The following is a 19,092-nucleotide window of genomic DNA, read 5'->3' on the forward strand; positions in this document are numbered from 1 at the left end:
CGACAGGCCACCGGCCACATACGCCGCGGCGATCTCACCCTGCGAATGACCCACCACCGCAGACGGCTCAACCCCATAGGAACGCCACAACGCGGCAAGCCCCACCATCACCGCGAACAACGCGGGCTGGACCACATCCACCCGCTCCAGCGACGGCGCACCCTCAACCCCACGCAGCACATCCTCAAGACGCCAGTCCACGAACTCCGACAACGCCTCACCACACGCAGCGACCTCCGCCGCGAACACCGGCGAGGAGTCCAGCAGACCAACCGCCATCCCCTCCCACTGCGCACCCTGACCCGGGAACACGAACACCGGCTTGGCGCCGGGCGTGGCACGGCCCTCGACGACCACCGGGGACGGCTCGCCGAGGGACAGCGCGGTCAGCCCGGCGAGGAGCTGGTCGCGGTCGGTGGCCGCCACCACACCGCGGTGTTCCAGATGGGCCCGGGTGGTGGCCGTGGAGAAACCGAGGTCGGCCGGGGACAGGTCCGGCCGCGCCAGCGCGTGCGCACGGAGCCGGTCGGCCTGGGCGCGCATCGCGGCCGCGGTGCGTCCGGACACCGTCACGGGGACGGCGGTCAACGGACGGGGAGCAGCGGTGTCCTCGGCGGACTCCTCGGCCGGGGCCTCCTCCAGGATGATGTGGGCGTTGGTGCCGCTCACACCGAACGAGGACACCGCGGCGCGGCGGGGCTTCTCCCCCACGGCCCACTCCCGGGCCTCGGTCAGCAGCGCGACCTCGCCCGCCTCCCAGTCGATATGCGGGGAGGGGGAGTCCACGTGCAGGGTCCGCGGCAGCTGTCCGTGCCGCATCGCCATCACCATCTTGATGACACCGGCCACGCCCGCGGCCATGGAGGTGTGGCCGATGTTCGACTTGATGGACCCCAGCCACAGCGGATCGCCGTCACGTTCGCGCCCGTAGGTGGCGAGCAGCGCATGGGCCTCGATCGGGTCACCGAGGACGGTGCCGGTGCCATGGCCCTCGACCGCGTCCACCTCGGACGCCGAGAGCCCGGCGTTCGCCAGCGCCTGACGGATCACCCGCTCCTGCGACGGACCGTTCGGCGCCGTCAGACCATTGCTCGCACCGTCCTGGTTCACCGCGGTGCCGCGGATCAGCCCGAGGATCTTCCGTCCGTTGCGCTTGGCGTCCGAGAGCCGCTCCAGCACCACCAGACCCAGACCGTCGGAGAAACCCGTCCCGTCGGCCGACGCCGCGTACGCACGGCAGCGGCCGTCCGGGGAGACGGCCTGCTGGCGGCTGAACTCGGCCAGCAGGAACGGCCCGGACATGACGGTCACACCGCCGACGAGGGCCATCGAGCACTCGCCCGCGCGCAGCGCCTGGGTGGCCATGTGCAGGGCGACCGCGGAGGAGGAGCACGCGGTGTCCACCGACACCGCCGGGCCCTCCAGGCCGAACACGTAGGAGATGCGGCCGGAGGAGACGCTGGCCGCCCCGCCGGTCAGCTGGAGGCCCTCGATCTGCGGCAGGCTGCCCGCGGGCGCCGTGCAGTAGTCGGTGGTGCCGACGCCGCAGAAGACACCGGTGTCACTGCCGCGCAGTGACGTCGGGTCGATGCCCGCGTCCTCGAACGCCTCCCACGACGCCTCCAGCAGCAACCGCTGCTGCGGGTCCATGGCCAGCGCCTCGCGCGGGCTGATCCCGAAGAACTCGGCGTCGAACTCGGCGATCCCGTCGAGGAACCCGCCGCCGCTGGTGGATACGGCGCCGGGCCGGCGCATGCTCGGATCGTAGATCCGCTCCGGGTCCCAGCCGCGGTCGGTGGGCAGTGCGCTGACGGCGTCGCGCCCCGACGACACGAGCTCCCACAGCTCGTCCGGGGAGGTGACACCGCCGGGGTAGCGGCAGCTCATGCCGACGATGGCCAGCGGCTCACTGGCGTTGGCGAGCAGTCGTTTGTTGAGCTGGCGGAGCCGGTCGGTCTCCTTGAGGGATTTCCGGAGCGCCTCGATGAGCTGGTTCTGATCGGTGGCCATGTCTATTCCTTCGTCTCCAAGCCCATTGCGGCGACGGCGTTCCCGGCGGGGGTCATGCGAGGTCCTCCTGAGCCATCCGGATCAGGGCTTCCGCGTCCATGTCCTCGAACGACGCGGTCTCCCCGTCCTCGCCGACCTCCTCCGGCGGGTCGCTGTCCGCCAGTTCGCGCAGGGTGCCGAGCAGCCCGGCCCGGCGCAGCCGGTCGATGGGGATCGACACCAGCAGCGCGCGGATCTCGTCCTCCTCGGACCGCGGCCTGGCGGCCCCGTCCGGAACGATCTCCGGCAGCAGGTGGCGGGCGATGGCCGCCGGGCTGGGGTGGTCGAACACCACGGTGGCGGCCAGCCGCACACCGGTGGCCTGGGTGAGCCGGTTGCGCAGTTCTACGGCGCTCAGGGAGTCGAAGCCGAGCTCCTTGAAGGCGCGTTCGGGGTCGACGGAAGCCGCCGAGGCGTGTCCGAGCACCGACGCCACCTGGGCCTGGACCAGTTCGAGCACGATCCGCTCGCGGTCCGCCTCCGGCACTCCGGCCAGCCGCTGGGCCAGCGCCGCGGCACCGGTGTCGACCGCCCGGGCCGGGGTACGGACCAGGCCGCGCAGCAACGGCGGCAGCATCCCGGCCCGCGCCTGGGCACGCAGCGCGGCCGTCTCCAGCCGCACCGGCGCCACCACGGCCGCGTCCACGTCCAGCGCCTGGTCGAACAGCGCGAGTCCGGTCTCGGCGGTGAGCGCGCTCATGCCCATGCGCTCCAGCCGGGCCAGCTCTTCCTGGCCCAGCTGGGCGGCCATGCCCGCGGCCTCCGACCACAGACCCCACGCCAGCGACGTGGCGGGCAACCCCACCGCCCGACGCGACGCCGCCAACGCGTCCAACGCGCCGTTCGCCGCAGCATAGTTGGCCTGCCCGGGGCTGCCCATGAGCGACGCCACCGAGGAGAACAGCACGAACGCCGACAGGTCCATGTCCTGGGTGAGTTCGTGCAGATGCCACGCCGCGTCCACCTTCGGCCGCATCACCCGCTCGACCTGCTCCGGCGACAACGACTCGACCACACCGTCGTCCAGCACACCGGCCGCATGCACCACACCGGTCACCGGGCGATCCAACATGCCCAGTGCCGAGATCAGTTGGTCACGGTCGGACACATCACACGCGACGACATGCGCCCGGCAGCCCAGATCCTCCAGCTCCGCCACCAACGCGGCGGCACCATCGGCCTCCGGACCCCGACGACTCAGCAACAACAGATCACGCACACCCTGCACAGCCGCCAGATGACGGGCGAACAACGCACCCAGACCACCCGTACCACCGGTCACCACCACCGTGCCCTCCGGGCCCAGGGGCGCCGGAACGGTCAGGACGACCTTGCCGACGTTGAGGCCCTCACGCAGGTGGCGCAGCGCCTCACGGCCCTGCCGCACGTCCCAGGTGCGGATCGGCGCGAACTCCAGGACACCCCGCCGGAACAGGTCCACGATCTCGGTCAGCAGCTCACCGAGCCGCCGCGGCCCCGCCTCCCACAGGTCGAAGGCGCGGTACGCGACATCCGCGCGCTCCGCCGCGACCGCCTCCGCGTCGCGGATGTCGGCCTTGCCCATCTCCACGAACCGGCCGCCGCGCGGCAGCAGGTCCAGGGAGGCGTCCACGAACTCGCCCGTGAGCGAGTTGAGCACCACGTCCACACCGGCGCCCTGGGTGACCTCCAGGAAGGCGTCCCGGAAGCCGGTCTCGCGTGAGGTGGCGATGTGGTCGCCCGCGACACCGGCGGCCCGCACCACCTCCTGCTTGGACGGACCGGCCGTGGCGAACACCTCCGCGCCGAGGTGCCGGGCGATCTGCACGGCGGCCGTACCCACACCACCGGCGGCGGCGTGCACCAGCACCCGCTCCCCCGCGCGCAGCCCGGCCAGATCCACCAGGCCGTAGTAGGCGGTCGCGTAGGCCACCGGCACCGAGGCCGCCTGGGTGAACGACCACTCCTCCGGCATCGGCGCGACCAGCGCCCGGGGCGCGACGGCCACCGGGCCGAAGGACTCCATCACGATCCCGAACACCCGGTCGCCCACGGTGAGGTCGGTGACCCCGGGACCGGTCTCCAGCACCACACCGGCCGCCTCGGCGCCCAGGGGTACGTCGTCGGGGTACACACCGAGCGCGATCAGCACGTCCCGGAAGTTCACGCCCGCGGCACGGACACCGATCCGCACCTCGTCGGCGGCGAGGGGACGACGGGCGTCGGAGGCGATGACCTCCACGTCCTCGAGGGAGCCCTTGCGCGTGACGGACAGCCGCCAGGTGTCATCGGCGGGAGCGGTGGCCGTGTTCAGCCGCGGCGCGAACGTCCGGTCACCACGGACGGCGAGCTGCGGTTCGTCCCCGTCGAGCACCCCGGCCCAGTCCGGCTCGTCGCCGTCCAGGTCGACCAGGACGAACCGGTCCGGATGCTCGGACTGGGCGCTGCGCAGCAGGCCCCACACCGCGGCTTGCGCCACGTCCGGCGCTTCGCCACCGACGGACACCGCGCGCCGGGTGACCACGACCAGCCGGGCCTCGCCCAGCCACTCACTGGCCAGCCACCGCTGCACCAGCGCCAGCGCGCCCGCGGCGGCCTCCCTGGCGGCACCGGCCACCTCGCCGTCCGGAGTGTCGACGGCGACCAGCACCAGCCCCGGCGCGGATGCGCCGTCGGCGAGGGCCGTCTCCAGCGCGGCCAGGTCCGGGAACCGGTCGCCGGTGGCGGCCAGTGCGCCGAGCACGGCCGCCCGGACGGGCTGCCGCCCCGTGCCGACCGCGACCGGAGCCCAGTCGAGCCGGTAGACCGACTGACGGCCACCGTGCCGCAACCGCTCGAGCTGGGCCGGGTCGACCGGACGCATGTCCAGCCGGGCCAGGCTCAGCACCGGCTCCCCGTGCTCGCTGACGACGTCGAGGCCGAAGGCCGTCTCGTCGACCCGCCGCATCCGGACGCGCACCCGGGACAGTCCGCGCCGCCCGGTGCGCACACCGGACCACGAGAACGGCAGGAAGGCGGTGTCCCTGGGCCCGTCGTCCTGGAGCAGACCCGAGTGCAGCGAGGCGTCGAAGAGCGCCGGGTGGATACCGAAGCCCTCGCCACCGGTGTCACCGGGCAGGGCGACCTCGGCGTAGCAGTCGCCGTCGACCTGCCAGGCGACGCGCACCCCCTGGAACAGCGGCCCGTAGTCGAAGCCGAGTTCGGCCATTCCCGCGTAGAGCGCGTCCGCGGTCATCTCGGTGCCACCGGCGGGCGGCCACTGCGCCGGGAGCCACGACGACACCGGTGTGGTGTCCTCCGCGGCCAGCCAGCCACGGGCGTGGCAGGTCAGCTCGGGCTGCTCGTCGTCCCCGCCCTCGGGACGGGCGAACACCGCCACTTCACGCCGGCCGTCCTCACCGGCCGGACCGACGGTGACGCGCAGCTGCGCGGCGGAGTCCTCCTCCAGCAACAGCGGGGATTCCATCACCAGTTCGTCCACGACCGGAGCGCCCACGCGGCGACCGGCGACGGATGCCAGCTCCACCCAGGCCGTACCGGGCACGATCACCGCACCGAGCACGACGTGGTCGCGTACCCAGGGCTGGGTCTCGGCGGAGATCCGGCCGGTGAACAGCCACTCGTCGCGGTCCCCCAGCTGCACGGAGGCGGCCAGCACGGGGTGCTCGACCTCATCGAGACCGGCGGCCGCGACATCACCCCGCGCCGACGCCATCAGCCAGTAGTTCTCACGCTGGAAGGCGTAGGTGGGCAGCTCGACGGACCGGGCCCCGGTGTTGGCGTAGAAGGCGGTCCAGTCGACTTCGAGGCCCGCGGTGTGGGAACGACCGAGGAAAGCGGCGAAAGTGTCCCGCTCGGTTCGCTTGGCACGCAGGGCCGGGATGAACGCGGCCTCAGTGTCGTCCTCGACGCACTGACGGGCCATGGCGGTCAGGACCGCGTCCGGGCCCAACTCCAGGAAGCGCCGCACACCGAGACCCCACAGCGTCGCCACACCATCGGCGAAACGCACCGCCTGGCGGACATGACGTACCCAATACTCGGCATCAAAGCCCGCGACCAGCTCACCGGAGACATTGGAGACCACCGGGATACGGGGCTCGGCATACGTCAGACGCTCCGCCACGGCGCGGAACTCGGCGAGCATCGGCTCCATCCGCGGCGAATGGAACGCATGCGACACCCGCAACCGGGACGTCTTACGCCCCTCCCAGCACGGCAGTTGCAGCCACTCCTCCGCCGCACCCTCATCACCGGACACCACCACGGCCATCGGGCCATTGACCGCCGCGATCTCCAACCGGCCCTCAAACCCGGCCAGCGACTCCGCAACCTCAACCTCGGTGGCCTGAACCGCCACCATCGCACCACCCGAAGGCAGCCCACCCATCAACCGACCACGCGCCACCACCAACTCAGCAGCATCGGCAAGGGAAAGCACACCCGCCACATGCGCAGCAGCGATCTCACCAACCGAATGACCGATCAGATAGTCAGGACGGATACCCAGCGACTCGGCGAGGCGGAACAGCGCCACCTCCACCGCGAACAGCACCACCTGCGTGAACTCCGTCGAGTTCAACACAGCAGCCTCAGCGCCCAGCAGCTCCCGCACCGAACGACCCAGACGCGGATCCAGCTCAGCACACACCTCGGACAGCGCCCGGTCGAACACCGGGAACGCCCCGGCCAACTCCAGACCCATCCCCGAACGCTGCGAACCCTGCCCCGTGAACAAGAACGCGGTCTGCCCCGGGACACCGGACTCCGGCGCCACATCGGCCAAGCGCGCCAGCAGCTCATCACGGTCCGTCGCGACCACCACCGCACGACGGTCCAGCAGCGCCCGCGAGGTCACCAGTGAGTACGCGGTGTCCACCAGCGAGAGTTCCGGCCGGGAGGTCAGATGCGTACGCAGCCGCTCGGCCTGTGCGCGCAGCGCCGTGTCCGTCCGGGCGGAGACCACGACCGGCAGCGGGGCCACGGGCGCGGTGCCCTCCCCGGCCACCGGCTCCTCGGCCGGGGCCTCCTCGACGATGATGTGCGCGTTCGTACCACTCACACCGAACGACGACACACCGGCACGACGTGGACGGCCGTCGGCCGGCGCCCACTTCCGGGCCTCGGTCAGCAGCTCGACACGGCCGGACTCCCAGTCCACGTGCGGCGACGGCTCATCGACATGCAGGGTCGGCGGCAGCAGATCGTGCCGCATCGCCATCACCATCTTGATCACACCCGCGACGGCCGCTCCGGCCGAGGTGTGACCGATGTTGGACTTGATCGACCCCAGCCACAGCGGGTCCCCGTCCCGCTCCCGGCCGTAAGTGGCCAACAGCGCCTGGGCCTCGATCGGGTCACCCAGCTTCGTACCCGTTCCATGGCCGTCGACCGCGTCCACATCGGACGGACGCAGCCCGGCGCTGGCCAGGGCCTGTCGGATGACCCGCTCCTGGGAGGGGCCGTTCGGCGCGGTCAGACCGTTGCTCGCACCGTCCTGGTTGAGCGCGGTGCCCCGGATGAGGCCGAGGATACGGCGGCCGTTGCGTCGGGCGTCGGACAGGCGCTCCAGCACCACCATGCCGAGCCCGTCGGAGAAGCCGGTGCCGTCCGCCGACGCCGCGTACGCACGGCAGCGGCCGTCCGTCGACAGACCGCGCTGACGGCTGAACTCCCGCAGCATGAACGGGCTGGGCATGAGGGTCACACCACCGGCGAGGGCGAGCGAGCACTCACCCGCCCGCAGGGCCTGCACGGCCATGTGCAGGGCCACGGCCGAGGAGGAGCAGGCGGTGTCCACGGACACCGCCGGGCCTTCCAGGCCGAGGAGGTAGGAGATCCGGCCGGACGAGACGCTGGCCGCGCCACCGGTGAGCTGGAAGCCCTCCACCTGGGCCACGTCCTTCTCCGGCCCCATGCCGTAGTCCGTGACGCTGAGGCCGCAGTAGACACCGGTGTCGGATCCGCGCAGCGAGGTCACGTCGATACGGGCGTCCTCGAACGCCTCCCACGACGCCTCCAGCAGCAGCCGCTGCTGCGGGTCCATGGCCGTGGCCTCGCGCGGGCTGATTCCGAAGAACTCCGCGTCGAAGTCCCCGATGCGGTCCACGAAACCGCCGCCCCGGGCGTAGACCTTGCCCGTCTGCTCGGGGTCGGGGTCGTACAGCCGCTCCAGGTCCCAGCCGCGGTCGTCGGGCAGTCCGGTGATGGCGTCACGCCCCGAGGCCACCAGCTCCCACAGCTCCTCGGGCGAGGTCACCCCGCCCGGGTAGCGGCAGCTCATGCCGATGATGGCCAGCGGTTCGGTCGCCCGGGACTCGACCTCCTCCAACTGCGCGCGGGTCTCGTTGAGTTCGACCGCGACTTTCTTGAGGTAGCGGACGAGCTTTTCCTGCTGATCGATGTTCTCCGTCATTCCTGTGTCCCCCGTCACGCGTCGCCCAACTCCACATCGATCATCTGGAAGATCTCCTCGGCCGTGGTGGCCGCCTCGATCCGCTCCTTGGCGTTCTGCTTCTTGTCGCCCTGACCGCCGTCTCCCGCGGTGGCCACGGCACTTGCGCTGATACCGGAGAGCAGGGTGCGCAGGCGCTTGGCCACCCGCTGCTGCTCATCCGCGGAACTCGCGGCGAGCATGTCCTCCAGCTTCCTCATCTCCTGGTCGATGAGGGGTTCGGTCTGTTCCCCGCCGCCGATCTCCGACAGCACCAGCTCGGCGACCGCGGCCGGTGTGGGGTGGTCGAACACGAGCGTGGCGGGCAGCCGCACACCGGTGGCCTGGGCGAGCCGGTTGCGCAGCTCCACCGCGCTCAGCGAGTCGAAGCCGATGTCCTTGAACGCCCGCTCCGGCTCGATGGACGCGGCCGACGCGTGGCCGAGCACCGCGGCCACCTGGGCCTGTACGAGTTCGAGGACGACCCGTCCCCGGTCCGCCTCCGGCACTCCGGCCAGACGCTGTACGAGCGCTCCCGCACCGGCGTCGACCACCCGGGCCGGGGCCCTGACCAGGCCGCGCAGCAGCGGCGGCAGCATTCCGGCGCGCGCCTGGGCGCGCAGCGCGGTCGTCTCCAGCAGGACGGGGGCCACCACGGCGGCGTCCACGTCCAGCGCCTGGTCGAACAGCGCGGGGCCGGTCTCGGCGGTGAGCGCGCTGATGCCCATGCGCTCCAGCCGGGCGAACTCGGCTTCGCCGAGGCGGGCGGCCATGCCCGCGTCCGACCACAGGCCCCAGGCCAGCGAGGTGGCGGGCAGTCCCGCGGCCCGCCGGACCCCGGCCAGCGCGTCCAGCGTGGCGTTCGCGGCGGCGTAGTTGCCCTGGCCGGGGCTGCCGATGAGGGCGGACACCGAGGAGAACAGCACGAACGCGGAGAGATCGGCATCGGCGGTCAGCTCGTGCAGATGCCACGCCGCGTCCACCTTCGGCCGCATGACGCGCTCGATGTGCTCGGGCGTCAGCGCCTCGACCACACCGTCGTCCAGCACACCCGCGGTGTGCACCACACCGGTCAGCGGGTGCTCCAGGGCGCCGAGCACGGCTGCCAGCTGGTCCCGGTCGGACACGTCGCATGCGGCGACCCGCGCGTGGCAGCCCAGGGCGTCCAGTTCGGCCACCAGCTCGGCGGCACCGTCGGCCTCCGGGCCGCGGCGGCTGAGCAGCAGCAGATGCCGGACGCCGCGGGTGGTGGCGAGGTGCCGGGCGAACACGGCGCCGAGACCACCCGTACCACCGGTGATCACCACCGTGCCCTCGGGGTCGAACGCGGTCGCCGACTCACCGGCGGACCCACGGGACAGCCTGGGTGCCAGCACCCGGCCGTCGCGCACCGCGAGCTGCGGCTCCTCCGCGTCGCACAGCGTGCCCCAGTCGGGCTCGCGGCCGTCGAGGTCCACCAGTACGAACCGCTCCGGGTGTTCGGACTGGGCGCTGCGCAGCAGACCCCAGACCGCTGCCTGGACCGGGTCGGGAGTCTCACCACCGAGGGCGTCGACGGCACCGCGGGTGGCGACGACCAGCCGGGCCTCGCCCAGCCATTCGCTCGCCAGCCAGCGCTGTACCAGCGCCAGTGCCTCGGCGGTGGCTTCGCGGGCGGCCCCGGCCACGTCCCCGTCCCGGGTGTCGACCATGGCCAGGACCAGATCCGGCGCGGGGGCGCCGTCGGCCACGGCCTGTTCCAGATCGGCCACGGACCGCTCGGGTGCGGCCAGGTCGCCGAGCACCGCGACCCGTGCGGACCGGTTCGCGCCCAGGGCCACCGGGGTCCAGTCGAGCTGGTACACCGACTGGCCGCCGCCCCGGCGCAACCGCTCAAGCTGGGCCGGTTCGACCTGACGCATGTCCAGGCGCTCCAGCGTCAGCACCGGCTCGCCCTGCTCGGACACCACGTCCACGCGCAGCGCCGTGTCACCCGCGGGCGAGATCCGCACCCGGACCCGGGAGAGTCCCGGACGCCCACCGGACACCTTCGACCAGGAGAACGGCAGGATCGTCGCTCCGCCGTCCGAGCCCTTCTCGGCGAAGGCGCCGTGCAACGACGCGTCGAACAGGGCCGGATGGAGACCGAAGCCCTCACCGCCGGTGTCACCCGGCAGCGCCACGTCGGCGTACACCACGTCGCCGACACTCCAGGCGGTGCGCACACCCTGGAACACCGGCCCGTAGTCGAATCCGAGCTCGGCCATCCCCGCGTACAGCACGCTGCCGGTCATCTCCACCCCGTCGGCGGGCGGCCACTGCGCCGGAAGCCACGACGACACCGTCACGGCGTCCTCGGCGGCCAGCCAGCCACGGGCGTGGCAGGTCATCCCGGCATCGTCACCGGCGCCGGTCCGCGCGAAGACCATCACCTCACGGCGGCCGTCGTCACCGGCCGTACCGACGGTGACGCGCAGTTGTGCGGTGGTCGCTTCCTCCAGCAGCAGCGGGGACTCCATCACCAGTTCGTCCACCACCGGAGCGCCCACCCGGCGGCCGGCGGCCATCGCGAGGTCCACCCAGGCCGTACCGGGCACGATCACCGCGCCCAGGACGACGTGGTCGCGCAGCCACGGCTGCGACTCGGTGGAGAGGCGGCCGGTGAACACCCACTCGTCACGGTCACCGACCTGCACGGCGGCGGCCAGCACGGGGTGCTCGACCTGATCGAGACCGGCCGCACCCATATCGCCGGCTCGCGCCGACGGCATCAGCCAGTAGTTCTCGCGCTGGAAGGCGTAGGTGGGCAGGTCCACCCGGCGTGCGCCCGTTCCGGCGTACACCGCGTTCCAGTCCACACCGACACCGGCGGTGTGGGCCTGGCCCAGCGACAGCCAGAACCGGCTGAGGCCGCCCTCGTCCCGGCGGAGCGAACCCACCACGGCCACACGGCCCGTCGCGTCCCGCGCCTCGACGGTCTCCTCGACCGCCATAGTGAGCACGGGGTGCGGGGACATCTCGAGGAAGCACCCGGCGCCGTGGTCGATGAGCGCGCCGATGGCGGGCTCGAAACCGACGGGGCTGCGCAGGCTGGTGTACCAGTACGCGGCGTCCATGGTGGCGGTGTCGACGAACGCGCCGACCGCCGTGGAGTACACGGGGACCTTCCCCGCCGTCGGCGACACCGGCGCCAGGGTCTCCAGGAGCTCCGCTTCCAGTGCCTCGACGTGTGCGGTGTGGGACGCGTAGTCGACGTTGACCCGACGGGCCCGGATCTCCTCGCGCTCGCACACCGCCATCACGGCGTCCAGGGCCTCCGGTTCACCGGCGACCACCACGGCAGCCGGGCCGTTGAGGGCCGCCACCGAGATCCGGCCCTCATACGGGGCGATCAGCTCTTCGACGCGCTCCACGGGCAGCGCGACCGACATCATCCCGCCGAGCCCGGCGAGACGATCCCGCACCAACTGACTGCGCACCGCCACGATGCGGGCCGCGTCCGGCAGCGACAGGCCACCGGCGACATACGCGGCGGCGATCTCACCCTGCGAATGACCCACCACCGCAGACGGCTCAACCCCATAGGAACGCCACAGCGCCGCAAGCCCCACCATCACCGCGAACAACGCGGGCTGGACCACATCCACCCGCTCCAGCGACGGCGCACCCTCCACCCCACGCAGCACATCCTCAAGACGCCAGTCCACGAACTCCGACAACGCCTCACCACACGCAGCGACCTCCGCCGCGAACACCGGCGAGGAGTCCAGCAGACCGACCGCCATGCCCTCCCACTGCGCACCCTGACCCGGGAAGACGAACACCGGCTTGGCACCCGAGGCGATGAGCTGGCCGTCCACGACGTTGACCGCCGGGTCCGCCGAGGCCAGCGCCTCAAGGCCCGCCAGCAGTTCGTCACGGTCGGCGGCCACCACGGCCGCCCGTCGCTCCAGCAGCGCGCGAGTGGTGGCGGAGGCGAAGCCGACGTCCGCCACGGACAGGTCCGGGTCAGCGGCCACCCGCTCCCGCAGCCGCTGGGCCTGCGCGCGCAGCGCGGCATCGGTGCGCGCGGAGACCACGACCGGCAGCGGAGCCACGGGCGCGGTGCGCTCGCCGGTCACCAGCTCCTCGGCCGGAGCCTCCTCGACGATGATGTGCGCGTTCGTACCGCTCACACCGAACGACGAGATACCGGCACGGCGCGGACGGCCCTCAACGCGCCAGTCGCGGGCCTCGGTCAGCAGCTCGACACGGCCGGACTCCCACTCCACATGCGGCGACCGCTCATCCACGTGCAGGGTCGGCGGCAGCACACCGTGCCGCATCGCCATCACCATCTTGATCACACCCGCCACACCGGCCGCCGCCGAGGTGTGACCGATGTTGGACTTGATCGACCCCAGCCACAGCGGGTCGCCGTCACGGTCCTGCCCGTAGGTGGCCAGCAGCGCCTGTGCCTCGATCGGGTCACCCAGCTTCGTACCGGTGCCGTGGCCCTCGACCGCGTCGATCTCGAGGGGGCTGAGCCCCGCGCTGACCAGCGCCTGGCGGATCACCCGCTCCTGCGACGGACCGTTCGGCGCCGTCAGACCATTGCTCGCACCGTCCTGGTTCACCGCGCTGCCCCGGACCAGACCGAGGATGCGACGGCCCTTCCGCCGGGCGTCCGACAGCCGCTCCACCACGACGACACCCACACCGTCGGAGAAACCCGTCCCGTCGGCCGACGCCGCGTACGCCTTGCACCGCCCGTCGCTCGCCAGACCTCGCTGCCGGCTGAAGCCGATGAGGAGGTCGGGCGTGGCCATGAGCGAGATACCACCGACGAGGGCCGTCTCGCACTCGCCCGCGCGGAGCGCCTGGGAGGCCAGGTGCAGCGCGACGGCGGAGGAGGAACACGCGGTGTCCACCGACACCGCCGGGCCCTCCAGACCGAGGGTGTACGCGATCCGGCCGGACACCACGCTCATCGTGGTGCCCGTGAGGTGGTAGCCCTCCAGTTCGGGAGCCATCGTGGCGTGGTAGCCCGAGGCGACGGTGCCGCAGAAGACACCGGTGTTGCTGCCGCGCAGCGAGGTCGGGTCGATGCCCGCGTCCTCGAACGCCTCCCACGAGGTCTCCAGCAGCAGCCGCTGCTGCGGATCGGTGGCCAGCGCCTCGCGCGGGCTGATCCCGAAGAAGTCCGCGTCGAACTCACCGATGCGGTCGACGAATCCACCGGCCCGTGTGTACACCGTGCCGACCTGGTCCGGGTCCGGGTCGTAGAGCCGCTCCAGGTCCCAGCCGCGGTCGGCCGGGAAGGGGCCCATCGCGTCCCGCCCGGTGGCCACCAGCTCCCACAGCTCCTCCGGCGAGGACACCCCGCCGGGGAAGCGGCAGCTCATGCCGATGATGGCCAGGGGCTCGCCGCTGTCGACGCGCCGCGGCCGCGCCGTACGCGGACGGCCGCCCGACGGCTCGACGGTGATCTGGGACACCAGCAGACGCGCCACCGCCACGGGTGACGGGTGGTCGAACACCAGCGTGGCGGGCAGCCGCACACCGGTGGACTGGGTGAGCCGGTTGCGCAGTTCGACGGCGCTCAGCGAGTCGAAGCCGAGCTCGTTGAACGCACGGCCCGGGTCGATGGAGGTGGCCGACGCATGGCCGAGCACCTCGGCCACCTGGGTCAGCACCATCTCCAGGGCGATCCGCTCACGGTCCGCCTCCGGCACTCCCGCGAGCCGCTGGGCGAGTGAACCCCCGCCCTCCGTACGCCGGGCCACGGGTGCGAGACCGCGCAGTACGGCCGGGATCGCCCCGGCCCGGGCCTGGGCCCGCAGCGCCGCCGTGTCCAGCTGGACGGGCGCCAGCAGCGCCACATCCGTGGTGAGGGCCTGGTCGAAGAGGTCGAGACCCTGCTCGGACGTGAGCGCCTTGGCACCCATACGCTCCAGCCGGGCCAGCTCCCCCTGGCCCAGCTCGGCGGCCATACCCGCGGCCTCCGACCACAGACCCCACGCCAGCGAAGTGGCGGGCAACCCCACCGCCCGACGCGACGCCGCCAACGCGTCCAACGCGGCATTGGCCGCAGCATAGTTGGCCTGACCGGGGCTGCCGATCAGCGCGGCCACCGAGGAGAAGACCACGAACGCCGACAGCTCCGCGTCGGCGGTCAGCTCATGCAGATGCCATGCCGCGTCCACCTTCGGCCGCATCACCCGCTCGACCTGCTCCGGCGACAACGACTCGACCACACCGTCGTCCAGCACACCAGCCGCATGCACCACACCGGTCACCGGGCGATCCAACATGCCCAGTGCCGAGATCAGTTGGTCACGGTCGGACACATCACACGCGACGACATGCGCCCGGCAGCCCAGATCCTCCAGCTCCGCCACCAACGCGGCGGCACCATCGGCCTCCGGACCCCGACGACTCAGCAACAACAGATCACGCACACCCTGCACATCCGCCAGATGACGGGCGAACAACGCACCCAGACCACCCGTACCACCGGTCACCACCACCGTGCCCTCGGGGTCGAAGGCGGTCGTGGGCGTACCAGCCGCCGCACGGGCCAGCCTCGGCGCAAGCACCCGACCGCCACGCACCGCGAGCTGCGGTTCGTCCAGGTCCGGCAGCCCGCCCCACGGCAGCCCGTCGACCACCGTGTCGGCGTCGAGGTCGACCAGCAGGAACCGTCCCGGGTGCTCGGACTGGGCACTGCGCAGCAGACCCCACACCGCCGCCTGGGCTACGGAGGGAGCCTCGCCGTCGACGGACACCGCGCCCCGGGTCACCACCACCAGCGCCGCCCCGCCCAGGGACTCACTGGCGAGCCACGTGCGCACCAGAGCGAGCGCCTCCACCGCGGTCGCCGTGGCGTCTGCGGCGGCGACGCTCGTGAGCACCAGCTCGGGCGCCTGTTCGCCGTCTGCCACGGCCCGCTCCAGGGCGGCCAGGTCCTCGAACGGTTCGCCCTCGGCAGGAAGTCCGCCGAGCACCGCGACCCGCGCGGCCCGGCCGGTGGCGGCGGCCACCGGGGTCCAGTCCAGCCGGTACAGCGATCCCTGTGGCGCGGCGGCCCGCTTCAACTGCGCCTGGTCGACCGGCCGGAACACCAGCTTGTCCATGCTGAGCACCGGCGCGTCGTACTCGTCGACGATGTCGATGCGGAACGCCGCCTCGCCCGCGGGGGTCAGCCGGGCACGGGCCCGGGTCACACCGGTACGGCTGAGCTGGACGCCGTTCCACGAGAACGGCATGACCAGCGTGTTGTCCGACTTCTCGCCGAAGAGCGAGCTCTGCACCGCGGAGTCGAAGAGCCCCGGGTGGATACCGAAGCCCTGGGTGTCCGTGCCGTCCGGCAGGGCCAGGTCGACGTATACGGCGTCGTCGTCCTGCCACGCCTCCACCACGCCCTGGAACAGGGTGCCGTAGTCGTAGCCGATGTCGGTCATGCGCGCGTAGAGCGCCTCCGCGGAGAGGGGCTCAGTGTCCTGGGGCGGCCAGACGACGTCCCAGACGGGCCCGGCCTGCGGGTCCGCCCCCAGCCAGCCACGGCCGTGACAGGTCGCCTCGCGCTGCTCGTCCGCGTCGTCGTTCTCGGGACGCGAGAAGATGACGAACTCGCGGCGGCCATCCTCGTCGGCGTGGCCGACGAGGATCTGGAGCCGGCGTGCCGCCGTCTCCTCCAGGGCCAACGGGGCCTCGATGACGAGTTCATCGAGCACGTCGCAGCCGACCTCGCGCCCGGCGGCCAGGCTCATCTCGACCAGCGCCACACCGGGCACGATGGTCGCGCCCATGACGACGTGGTCACGCGTCCACGGCTGGGTCTCGGTGGAGATCCGGCCGGTGAACAGCCACTCGTCACGATCACCGATGAGCGCCCGACCGACCAGGACGGGGTGGTCGACGGCGATGAGGCCGGTGGCCGAGACATCGCCGGGGGCGGTGCCCGGGGTCAGCCAGAACCGCTCGCGCTGGAAGGCGTAGGCGGGCAGGTCGACGCGCTGAGCGCCGGTGTTGGCGTAGAAAGCGGTCCAGTCGACCTCGATGCCCGCGGTGTGGGAACGACCGAGGAAGGCGGCGAAGGTGTCGCGCTCGGCGTGCTTGGCACGCAGAGCCGGGATGAACGCCGCCTCATCTTCGACACATTGGCGAGCCATGGCGGTCAGGACGGCGTCCGGGCCAAGCTCCAGGAAGCGCCGCACACCGAGGTCCCAGAGCGTCGCCACACCATCGGCGAAGCGCACCGCCTGGCGGACATGACGTACCCAATACTCGGCATCAAAGCCCGCGACCAGCTCACCGGAGACATTGGAGACCACCGGGATGCTGGGCTCGGCATACGTCAGGCGCTCCGCCACGGCGCGGAACTCGGCGAGCATCGGCTCCATCCGCGGCGAATGGAACGCATGCGACACCCGCAACCGGGACGTCTTACGCCCCTCCCAGCACGGCAGTTGCAGCCACTCCTCCGCCGCACCCTCATCACCGGACACCACCACGGCCATCGGGCCATTGACCGCCGCGATCTCCAACCGGCCCTCAAACCCGGCCAGCGACTCCGCAACCTCAACCTCGGTGGCCTGAACCGCCACCATCGCACCACCCGAAGGCAGCCCACCCATCAACCGACCACGCGCCACCACCAACTCAGCAGCATCGGCAAGAGAAAGCACACCCGCCACATGCGCAGCAGCGATCTCACCAACCGAATGACCGATCAGATAGTCAGGACGAATACCCAACGACTCGGCGAGGCGGAACAGCGCCACCTCCACCGCGAACAGCACCACCTGCGTGAACTCCGTGGCGTTCAGCAGATCGCTCTCCGCCGCCAGCAGCTCCCGCACCGAACGGCCCAGACGCGGATCCAGCTCAGCACACACCTCATCCAATGCGCGGTCGAACACCGGGAACGCCCCGGCCAACTCCAGACCCATCCCCGAACGCTGCGAACCCTGCCCCGTGAACAAGAACGCCGACTTACCCGCCGCACCAGGCTCACCAGCCGTCACCTCGGCCAGCCGCGCCAACAACTCATCACGATCGGCCGCGACCACCACCGCACGACGGTCCAGCAACGCCCGCGACGTGGCGGAGGAGAAGCCGATGTCCGCCACGGACACGTTCCCATCGGCGGCCACACGCTCCCGCAGCCGCTCCGCCTGGGCCCGAAGGGCGGCGTCGGTACGGGCGGACAGCACCACCGGCACCGATCCGGCGGGACGGAGGGCATCGGCAGACGCGTCCTCGGACGGCTCCTCGGCCGGAGCCTCCTCGACGATGATGTGCGCGTTCGTACCGCTCACACCGAACGACGACACGGCGGCGCGGCGGGGGCGGCCCTCGACGTGCCAGTCACGCGCCTCGGTGAGCAGCCGGACCTTGCCGGACTCCCAATCCACATGCGGCGACGGCTCATCGACGTGGAGCGTCGGCGGCAGCACACCGTGCCGCATCGCCATCACCATCTTGATCACACCCGCCACACCGGCGGCGGTCGAGGTGTGACCGATGTTGGACTTGATCGAGCCCAGCCACAGCGGGTCCCCGTCCCGCTCCCGGCCGTAGGTGGCCAGTAGCGCCTGGGCCTCGATCGGGTCACCGAGCACGGTGCCGGTGCCATGGCCCTCCACGGCGTCCACATCGGACGGCCCCAGCCCGGCATTCTCGAGGGCGCGCCGGATGACCCGCTCCTGCGACGGACCGTTCGGCGCCGTCAGACCATTGCTCGCACCGTCCTGGTTGACCGCGCTGCCGCGGATCAGGCCCAGGATGCGGCGGCCGTTGCGCTTGGCGTCCGACAGCCGCTCCAGCACCACCAGGCCCAGGCCGTCGGAGAATCCGGTGCCGTTCGCCGACGCCGAGTACGCCTTGCAGCGGCCGTCGGGGGCCAGCCCGCGCTGACGGCTGAACTCCATGTGCAGGAACGGCCCGGCCAGCACGGTGACACCACCGGCGAGCGCGAGCGAGCATTCGCCCGCCCGTAGCGCGGTCATCGCGAGGTGCAGGGCCACGGCGGAGGCCGAGCACGCAGTGTCCACGGATACCGCCGGGCCTTCGAGGCCCAGGCTGTAGGCGACCCGGCCGGACACCACGCTGGTGGTGGAGCCGGTCAGGCGGAAGCCCTCGATCTGGGGCAGGGCCCCGGCGGGCATCGACGCGTAGTCGGAGGGGCCGACACCGCAGAAGACACCGGTGTTGCTGCCGCGCAGCCGGTTCGGGTCGATGCCCGCGTCCTCCAGCGCCTCCCACGATGCCTCCAGCAGCAACCGCTGCTGCGGGTCCATCGCGGTGGCCTCGCGCGGGCTGATCCCGAAGAAGTCGGCGTCGAACTCGGCCGCGCCGTCGACGAATCCGCCCTCGCGGGTGTACACGGTGCCGAGCCGGTCGGGGTCCGGGTCGTAGAGCCGCTCCAGGTCCCAGCCACGGTCGGCCGGGAACGGACCGATGGCGTCGCGGCCGGAGGCCACCAGCTCCCACAGTTCCTCGGGCGAGGTCACCCCGCCCGGGTAGCGGCAGCTCATGCCGACGATGGCGAGGGGCTCGCCGTCGCGGGACTCGTATTCGCGGAGCTGGGCACGGGCCTGGTTGAGGTCGCTCGCCATCTTCTTGAGATAGCGGGCGATCTTCTCCTGCTGATCGGTGTTCTCTGCCAT

General features: G+C 71.9%; 3 protein-coding genes. All 3 read right to left on the bottom strand.

What is annotated here, in order from left to right; all coding sequences use genetic code 11:
• Nucleotides 1-2,016, bottom strand: a 2,016-nt coding sequence (locus NMK44_RS40725) for a type I polyketide synthase (protein WP_374215418.1), incomplete at its 3' end; no start/stop codon positions are given.
• Between the two features lie 46 nt (nt 2,017-2,062).
• Nucleotides 2,063-8,443 carry a type I polyketide synthase gene (locus NMK44_RS40730; protein ID WP_254753056.1) on the bottom strand — a complete coding sequence of 2,127 codons (6,381 nt, stop codon included), beginning with the start codon at nt 8,441-8,443 and terminating at the stop codon, nt 2,063-2,065.
• Nucleotides 8,444-8,457: 14 nt separating this feature from the next.
• The gene (locus NMK44_RS40735; protein WP_254753058.1) at nt 8,458-19,092 is read right to left on the bottom strand and encodes a type I polyketide synthase; all 10,635 of its coding nucleotides are present in this window, start codon (nt 19,090-19,092) and stop codon (nt 8,458-8,460) included.

Source organism: Streptomyces cucumeris (genome assembly GCF_024295805.1).
GTDB classification, from domain to species: domain Bacteria; phylum Actinomycetota; class Actinomycetes; order Streptomycetales; family Streptomycetaceae; genus Streptomyces; species Streptomyces cucumeris.

Excerpts from the sequence above, each read along its gene's own strand:
- NMK44_RS40730 (WP_254753056.1), bottom strand. The coding sequence starts at position 8,443 with ATGACGGAGAACATCGATCAGCAGGAAAAGCTCGTCCGCTACCTCAAG.
- NMK44_RS40735 (WP_254753058.1), bottom strand. The coding sequence starts at position 19,092 with ATGGCAGAGAACACCGATCAGCAGGAGAAGATCGCCCGCTATCTCAAG.